We start from the raw sequence: 8,658 nt of genomic DNA, 5'->3' as shown, positions 1-8,658 counted from the left end.
GGGGGGGGTGGGGGGAGCGGGGGGTTTCCGTCGTAACCCCCACCCCCCACACACCCGCTCCCCCGCTTCCCCCAAAGGGGGGAGGCGGGGGGTCCCGCGGGTGTGCGGGCCGTGGGCTACCGCTTGGCCGCCGCCGTCTCCTGGCGGGACTGGGCGAGCCGGCTGTGGGAGCGGCTGTAGAGGAAGTACACGACGAGGCCGATGACCATCCAGATGGCGAACCGCAGCCAGGTCTCGGCGGGCAGGTTCAGCATCAGCCACAGCGAGGCCAGCACCGACACGATCGGCAGGAACGGAACCCACGGGGTGCGGAAGGACCGCTCCAGGTCGGGGCGGCTGCGGCGCAGGATGATCACGCTGATCGCGACGACGATGAAGGCGAAGAGCGTGCCGATGTTCACCAGTTCGGCGAGCTCGCTGAGGCTGGTGAAGCCGGCGACGATCGCGATGATGACGCCGAGCAGGATCGTCGGCCGGTACGGGGTGCGGAACCTGGGGTGCGTGTGCGAGAAGAACCGCGGCAGCAGCCCGTCCCGGCTCATCGCGAAGAACACCCGGGACTGGCCGAGGAGAAGGATCATGCAGACCGTGGTCAGGCCGACGGCCGCGCCGAAGCTGATCAGGCCCGCGAACCAGGGATGCCCCGTGGCCTTGAAGGCGTCGGCGAGCGGCGCGTCCACGGAGAGCTTGCTGTACTTCTGCATGCCGGTCACCACGATCGACACGGCGACGTAGAGCGTGGTGCAGATGATCAGGGAGCCGATGATGCCGCGCGGCACGTCCCGCTGCGGGTTGCGGGTCTCCTCGGCCGCGGTGGCCACGACGTCGAAGCCGATGAAGGCGAAGAAGACGACGGACGCGGCGGTGAAGATGCCCATGACGCCGAAGTTTGACGGCGCCCAGCCGAACATCAGCTGGATCAGTGGCGCCTTGAGACTGCCGCCCGCCTCCACGGACTGCTGCGGCGGGACGAACGGGTGGTAGTTGTCGCCCTTGATGAAGAAGGCGCCCGCGATGATGACGACGAGGACGACGGCCACCTTGACCGCGACGACGACCGAGGTGACCCGCGCGGAGAGCTTCATGCCGACCACGAGGATGGCGGTCAGCACCAGGACCAGCGCGGCGGCGAGGATGTCGAAGCCGAAGCCGGACGCGCCGTCCCGGCCGCTCAGCGCCTCGGGCAGATGCCAGCCGGCGTTGTCGAGCAGCGAGTGGATGTAGCCGGACCAGCCGACGGCCACCACCGCCGTGCCCAGCGCCAGTTCCAGCACCAGGTCCCAGCCGATGATCCAGGCCGGGAACTCGCCGAGGGAGGCGTACGAGAAGGTGTACGCGGAGCCCGCCACCGGGACCGTGGAGGCGAACTCGGCGTAGCACAGGGCGGCGAGTCCGCACACGACGCCGGCGACGACGAAGGACAGGGACACGGCGGGGCCTGCGGTGTTCTTCGCCGCCGTGCCGGTCAGGACGAAGATGCCGGTGCCGATGATGACACCGACGCCGAACACCGTCAGATCGAGGGCCGACAGTGACTTCCTGAGCGCGTGTTCCGGTTCTTCGGTGTCCTGGATGGACTGTTCGATGTTCTTCGTCCTGAAGAGCGTGCTGCTCACGTACCTACCTCCCACGTTTGTCGTCCTCGACATGATCGAGAGGGCCGGGTGTGCGTATGCCCCGGCAAAGGCAGGTTCACGCAAACGGGCCGGTTCCGCCACCTGTAGGAGTGGGGAAACCGGCCCGTGACGGCGCCTGGTCTAGTCGCGCGCGGGCTCCACCGAGTCCACCCCGGCGGCCGTACGGTCGAAGCGGCCGTCCAGCTTGGAGACGAGGCCGGTGACCTGGCGGGCGATGTCGGGGGCGGTGAGCCCGATCTCCGCCATCACCTCGGCGCGGGCGGCGTGGTCGAGGAAGCGCGGCGGGATGCCGAAGTCGCGCAGCGGCACGTCGACACCCGCGTCCCGCAGGGCCTGCGCGATCGCGGAACCGACACCGCCGACACGCGAGTTGTCCTCGACGGTGACGACGACGCGGTGGCGCTCCGCCAGCGGCGCCATGGCCTCGTCGACGGGCTTGACCCAGCGCGGGTCGACGACGGTGGTGGTGATGCCCTGCTTGTCGAGCAGGCCGGCGATCTCCAGGCACATCGGGGCCAGCGCGCCGACGGAGACGAGCAGCACGTCGGGCGTCTTGGTGCCCGGCTCGCGCAGTACGTCCATGCCGCCGACGCGTCCGACGGCGGGGACGGCGGGGCCGACCGCGCCCTTGGAGAAGCGCACCACGGTCGGCGCGTCCTTCACCTCGACGGCCTCGCGCAGCTGGGCGCGGACCTGGTCGGCGTCGCGCGGCGCGGCGAGCCTGAGGCCGGGCACGACCTGGAGGATCGACATGTCCCACATGCCGTTGTGGGAGGGGCCGTCGGTGCCGGTGACGCCGGCCCGGTCCAGCACGAAGGTCACGCCGCACCTGTGCAGCGCGACGTCCATCAGGACCTGGTCGAAGGCGCGGTTGAGGAAGGTGGCGTAGACGGCGAAGACGGGGTGCAGGCCGCCGGTGGCGAGGCCCGCGGCCGAGACGGCGCCGTGCTGCTCGGCGATGCCGACGTCGTAGATCCGCTCGGGGAAGGTGTCCGCGAACTTCTTCAGGCCGACAGGCTGGAGCATGGCCGCGGTGATCGCGACGATGTCCTTGCGCTCCTTGCCGAGCTTGACCATCTCGTCGCCGAAGACGGAGGTCCAGTCGGCGCCCGAGGCCTTGATGGGCAGGCCGGTGTCGGGGTGGATGGGGCCGATGCCGTGGAAGCGGTCGGCCTCGTCCTGGAGGGCGGGCTGGTAGCCGCGGCCCTTCTCGGTGAGGCAGTGGACGATCACGGGCCCGCCGAACCGCTTGGCGCGCGCGAGGGCCGACTCCAGGGCCTCGATGTCGTGGCCGTCGATGGGGCCGACGTACTTGAGCCCGAGGTCCTCGAACATGCCCTGCGGCGCGATGAAGTCCTTGAGGCCCTTCTTGGCCCCGTGCAGTGTCTCGTAGAGGGGCCTGCCGACGACCGGGGTGCGCTCCAGCAGGTCCTTCCCCCGGGCCAGGAAGCGCTCGTAGCCGTCCGTCGTGCGCAGGGTCGCGAGGTGGTTGGCGAGGCCGCCGATGGTCGGCGCGTACGACCGCTCGTTGTCGTTGACGACGATGACGAGGGGCCGGTCCTTGGCGTCCGCGATGTTGTTGAGCGCCTCCCAGGCCATGCCGCCGGTCAGGGCGCCGTCACCGATCACGGCGACCACGTGGTCGTCGCGCTCCAGGATCTGGTTGGCCTTGGCGAGGCCGTCGGCCCAGCCCAGCACCGTGGAGGCGTGGCTGTTCTCGATGACGTCGTGCTCGGACTCGGCCTGCGAGGGGTAGCCGGACAGGCCGCCCTTCTTCTTCAGCCGGGAGAAGTCCTGGCGGCCGGTGAGCAGCTTGTGGACGTAGGACTGGTGGCCCGTGTCCCACAGCACCCTGTCCCTGGGGGATTCGAAGACGCGGTGCAGGGCGATGGTCAGCTCCACCACACCGAGGTTCGGGCCGAGGTGGCCGCCGGTCTTGGAGACCGCGTCGACGAGGAAGCTGCGGATCTCCTCCGCCAGCTGGTCCAGCTCCTCCAGGCTGAGCCGGTCCAGATCGCGCGGTCCCCTGATGCGGGTCAGCAGCGGCACCCGTGCCTCCTTGCAGTAGAGCTGATCGAGCTTTCGCCGGGCTCACCCGAGTCTAATGTTCCCCCACGGGGCACGTGCCAAGGGGCGCGGGGAACCGCGCGACCGGCCACGACGGACCGGCACACGCAGGACACCCGCGCCCCTACGGCGATACAGCGCTCTCCACGCGTTATGCGCGACCGGCCGTCTTCTGCGTCTTGCGGGTGATCGCGTCGATGACGACGGTCGCCAGCAGAACGCCACCGGTGATCATGTACTGGACCGGGGAGGCGATGCCCTCCAGGGCCAGGCCGTACTGGATCGAGACGATGACCAGCACACCGAGCAGCGCGTTCCAGGTGCGGCCGCGGCCGCCGAACAGGGACGTACCGCCGATGACCGCCGCGGCGATCGCGTTCATCAGCAGGTCGCCGGCGCCGGCGCCCTGGTTGGCGGAGGCGATCTTCGAGGCGATGAACAGACCGCCGATCGCGGCGAAGGTGCCGGAGATCGCGAAGACCGAGATCCGGATCATCTCCACGTTGATACCGGCACGCCGGGAGGCCTCGACGCTGCCGCCGAGCGCGAAGATCTTGCGGCCGTACGGGGTGCGGCGCAGCACGAAGTCCGTGATCAGCAGGGTGCCGATGAAGATCACGACGGCCAGCGGCAGGCCCTTGTACTGGTTGTAGACGATGGCCACGGCGATCGAGAGGACGCCGAGCAGCACCGTGCGCAGGATGGTTTCGCTCAGCGGCCTCGACGGCACGCCGGCGGCCTCGCGGCGGCGGTTGCCGTAGAAGGAGCTGAGGAAGTACAGCGCGGTCACCACGATGGCGAGGGTGTACGCGGCGGCCACGTCCGAGAAGTAGTACGTGGTCAGCTTGGCGACCATGCCGTCGCTGTTCAGGTTGATCGTGCCGTTGCTGCCCAGGATCTGCAGCATGAAGCCGTTCCAGAACAGCAGGCCGGCCAGGGTGACCGCGAACGCGGGCACACCGATCTTCGCGAAGACGAAGCCGTGGATCGCGCCGGCGACGGTGCCGGTGAGGATGGCCAGCACGAAGGCCAGCCACTCGTTCATGCCGTGGTTGATGTTCAGCACGGCGAACGAGGCACCCGCGACACCGGAGACCGAGCCGACCGACAGGTCGATCTCACCGAGCAGCAGCACGAAGACGATGCCGACCGCGATCATGCCCGTACCGACCATCGCGATGGAGATGTCGGAGAGGTTGTTCGCGGTGAGGAAGTTGGAGTTCAGGCTCTGGAAGATGATCCAGATGATCGCCAGACCGATGACGACCGGGATGGAACCCAGGTCGCCGGCCTTCATCTTGCGCTTGAACTCGGTGATGTAGCCCGCGAAGCCCTGCTCGCGGACCAGCAGCCGGGGGTCGACGACGGTGGCCGCTCCGGTCGCGGCCTCGGGGTTCTCCACCACGTGGTCGTCGGGAGGCGTGGAGGTCTTGTCGATGCTCACTTCTTGATCTCCCCAGTGGTGCGCGCCGCACGACGGGTCACGGCGTTGTCCGTGGCACCGGTGATGGCGGAGATGATCTCTTCCTGCGAGGTCGACTTGACCTCGAAGACGCCGTTGTTGCGACCCAGACGCAGTACCGCCACCTTGTCGGCGACAGCCTTCACGTCAGCCATGTTGTGGCTGATCAGGATCACGGCGTGGTTGCGCTCGCGCAGCCGCTCGACCAGGTCGAGGACCTGGGCGGTCTGCTCGACGCCCAGAGCGGCGGTGGGCTCGTCGAGGATGACCAGCTTGGGCTCGCCGAGCATGGAGCGGGCGATGGCCACGGTCTGGCGCTGACCGCCGGAGAGCGAGGCGATCGGGATGCGGACGCTGGGGATGCGGATCGACAGCTGGTCCAGCAGCTCGCGCGAGCGGCGCTCCATCTCGACCTCGTCCAGCACGCCGTACTTGCGGACCTCACGGCCCAGGTACAGGTTGCCGACGACGTCGATGTTGTCGCACAGCGCGAGGTCCTGGTACACCGTCGCGATGCCCAGGTGCTGGGCGTCGTGGGGCCGGTTGATGTTGACCGACCTGCCTTCCCACTCGATGACGCCCTCATCGATGGGATGCACGCCGGCGATCGTCTTGACCAGCGTGGACTTTCCGGCTCCGTTGTCGCCGACCAGGGCGACCACCTCACCGGCGTGGACCTCAAGCTCTACGTCGGTGAGCGCCTGAACGGCACCGAATCGCTTGGAGACCCCGCGCAACGCCAGCACGGGCGTAGCGGACACGTGAACCATCTCCTTCGCCGCCTGACCCGGCGGGAGGTTGTGCAGAAAGTTTGGGGGGCTGATCCGTCCGGCGCCCCGCGACGAGCTTGCGGGGCTGTTTGATGCGCGGGGCGCCGGAGGAGCCTTCGGGGCGGGCGTCCCGTAGGGGAATTCAAGAGCGAATTCCCCTACCTGGGAAGGGACGCGCCGCTGCTTACTTCAGACCGATCTTGTCGCAGGCGGCCTTGTACTGGGCCGTGCAGATGTCGGCCACCGTGTAGACGCCGTCCTTGATGACGGTGTCCTGGATGTTGTCCTTGGTCAGCGACTGGACCGCGACCAGGACGGACGGGACCTGCTTGGTGGTCGGGCTGTCGACCTTGTCCTTGGCGACCGAGTCGAGCGACTTGCCCTGGGCCAGGTTCACGGCCATCTCGGCGGCGGCGTCGGCCTCCGGCGCGTAGGGCTTGTAGACGCTCATGTACTGCGTGCCGGCGACGATGCGCTGGACACCCGCGAGCTCCGCGTCCTGGCCGGTGACCGGGATGTTGGAGATGCCGGCGGCCTTGAGGGCGGTGATGATACCGCCGGCCATGCCGTCGTTGGCGGAGTAGACGCCGATGAGGTTCTTCTTGCCGATCGCGGAGATCGCGCCCTCCATGTTGGCGTTGGCGTTCTCCGGCTTCCAGTCCTTGGTGTCGTAGGACTTGCCGATGTTCACCTTGCCCTGGAGGACCTCGAGGGCGCCCTTCTTGAACTGGGCGGCGTTCGGGTCGGTGGAGGACCCGTTCATCATGACGATCTTGCCGGACTTGGCCTTGGAGCCGAGGGCCTTGAGGAGGGCCTCGCCCTGGGTCTTGCCGACGGTCTCGTTGTCGAACGAGGTGTACGCGTCGATGGGGCCCTGCGCCAGACGGTCGTAGGCGACGACCGGGATGCCGGCGTCGTGGGCCTTCTGCACCGAGTTCTTGATCGCCGCGGAGTCCACCGCGTCCACGATGAGGACGTCCACCTTGTTGGTGATCATCGTGTCGACCTGCTGGTTCTGCGTGCTGGCGTCCTGCTTGGCGTTGGCGTACACCAGCGTCGCCTTGTCGTTCGTGAGCTCCTTGATCTTCTTCTCGATCAGGGGCTTGTCGAACTTCTCGTAGCGGGCCGTCTGGTTCTCCGGGAGGAGCAGACCGACCTTGATGTTGTCGCCCTTCTTGGCGGACGACGAGGAGGAACCACCGCCGGACTCCTTCGCGCTTCCACAAGCGGCGAGGGAAACGGCCATCGCACCCGCGGCAACGGCAAACGCGGCACGACGCATACGCGTGTTCACTTCAGAAACCTCCCTGACGAGGCCGCGACACTGCGGCCGAGGTGGCTGGAAGTCAACTCGGCCACGCGTGCGACGTCAAGAAGTAAATCCTTAACGAGATGGCAACGGTGCCATCCGTTCTCTAAGTGAAGACAGGGGTCGCTGCTGACAGCGAGCCGTCCAAAAGGGTCGAATCACCCATCTCGCTGAGCGCGAGAGCGAGCGCTCCGAGCACCTCCGCACGGCCCCCAAGTGCCCCCGGGAGAACGGACAGTTGGCGCGCCGCGCTGGGAATGGCGTAGCGGCCGACGGACTCCCTGATCGGCCCGAGCACCAGCTCACCGGCCTCGGCGAGATCACCGCCGAGGACCACACGGCTCGGGTTCAGCAGATTGCAGAGATTGGCGACTCCACTGCCGATGTGACGGCCGACGTCGGCGATCACCCGACGGCAGCCCGGGTCTCCGTCCCTGGCCAGCCGTACGACGCCTTCCATGGTCAGGTCGGTGCCGTGGCTCGACTGGAGCAACGGAAGCACATAGCGCGCTGCGGCAAAGGTTTCCAGGCATCCGCGGTTTCCGCAGCGGCAGACGGGACCGGATTCGTCGAGTGTAATATGTCCGATTTCACCGGCCGTGCCGCCGGGACCCCGGTAGATCTTCCCGTTGATCACGAGACCGGCGCCTACACCGCTCGCGACCTTGATGTACGCCAGGTCCTTGACCCCCCGGCCACTGCCCCAGACCAGCTCTCCGAGGGCGCCGAGGTTGGCGTCGTTGTCCACGTGCACAGGCACGCCGAGCCGCCCCCGCAGCTCCTCGGCGGGCCTGGTGCCGGTCCAGCCCGGCAGGATCGCGGTGGAGCCCAGGGTGCCGGACTCGACGTCGATGGGGCCGGGGACGCCGAGGCCCACCCCGGCGATCTTGGAGCGGTCGACGCCCGTTGCTGCGATCAGGCGATTGACCAGCTCTTCCGCCCGGTCGAAGCCCTGCGCCGAGGAGGCGTCCACGTCCAGCGGCTCGGACTCCTCGGCCAGCACCTGGTGGGCGAGGTTGCCGACCGCGACCCGCAGATGCGTATGCCCGAAGTCGACCCCGATGACGATGCCGGCGTCCCCGCTCAGCGAGACGCTGCGGGCCCTGCGGCCGCCCGCCGAGGTGGGTGTGACCTCGACCGTTCCGCCGTCCTTGAGCTCGCGGACGATGTTGGAGACCGTCGCCGCCGACAGCCCCGTGGTCCTCGCGATCTCCGCCTGCGTGAGCGACCCGGCGAGCCGCACGGCACGTACGACCCTCTCCAGGTTGGCTCGGTGCAGTGACGACTGCGACCCGGGAGTCTCCACGACGACCTCCTGCGCGCGGGACCGCTTCGATGAGGCCCCGACTATGTCCAACTAGTGAACTCTAAGCTGAGCCGTTCGGGTCGCCTCCCGTCAAGAGGTTGAACCGC

The 8,658-nt window shown here is 68.3% G+C and carries 6 protein-coding genes; all 6 read right to left on the bottom strand.

Annotation, left to right across the window (positions count from 1 at the left end):
* Positions 1–116: 116 nt before the first annotated feature.
* The 6 genes from ACFU97_RS41640 to ACFU97_RS41615 all read right to left on the bottom strand — a co-directional run bounded on the left by ACFU97_RS41640 (position 117) and on the right by ACFU97_RS41615 (position 8,551).
* Positions 117–1,616 (bottom strand): amino acid permease, encoded by a 1,500-nt coding sequence (locus ACFU97_RS41640; RefSeq protein WP_384267288.1) that lies wholly within the window; start codon positions 1,614–1,616, stop codon positions 117–119.
* A 141-nt stretch (positions 1,617–1,757) separates the two neighbouring features.
* A complete protein-coding gene (dxs, locus tag ACFU97_RS41635) occupies positions 1,758–3,686 on the bottom strand; it encodes a 1-deoxy-D-xylulose-5-phosphate synthase (protein ID WP_384267286.1) in 1,929 nt (642 codons plus the stop codon).
* Positions 3,687–3,855: 169 nt separating this feature from the next.
* Positions 3,856–5,148 (bottom strand): sugar ABC transporter permease, encoded by a 1,293-nt coding sequence (locus ACFU97_RS41630; protein ID WP_384267283.1) that lies wholly within the window; start codon positions 5,146–5,148, stop codon positions 3,856–3,858.
* Positions 5,145–5,936 (bottom strand): ATP-binding cassette domain-containing protein, encoded by a 792-nt coding sequence (locus tag ACFU97_RS41625; RefSeq protein WP_384267281.1) that lies wholly within the window; start codon positions 5,934–5,936, stop codon positions 5,145–5,147. Before ACFU97_RS41625 ends, ACFU97_RS41630 begins: the two co-directional genes overlap by 4 nt.
* Before the next feature lie 184 nt (positions 5,937–6,120).
* On the bottom strand, positions 6,121–7,218 hold the full coding sequence (locus ACFU97_RS41620) for a sugar ABC transporter substrate-binding protein (RefSeq protein ID WP_384267289.1): 1,098 nt from the start codon (positions 7,216–7,218) through the stop codon (positions 6,121–6,123).
* A gap of 133 nt (positions 7,219–7,351) precedes the next feature.
* The gene (locus ACFU97_RS41615; protein WP_384267278.1) at positions 7,352–8,551 is read right to left on the bottom strand and encodes an ROK family transcriptional regulator; all 1,200 of its coding nucleotides are present in this window, start codon (positions 8,549–8,551) and stop codon (positions 7,352–7,354) included.
* Positions 8,552–8,658: the final 107 nt, after the last annotated feature.

Origin of the sequence: Streptomyces sp. NPDC057616 (assembly GCF_042800575.1) — a bacterium.
Classification (GTDB): domain Bacteria; phylum Actinomycetota; class Actinomycetes; order Streptomycetales; family Streptomycetaceae; genus Streptomyces.
The sequence above is the reverse complement of the archived record's forward strand: the minus strand, read 5'-3'. Positions and strand labels throughout refer to the sequence as shown.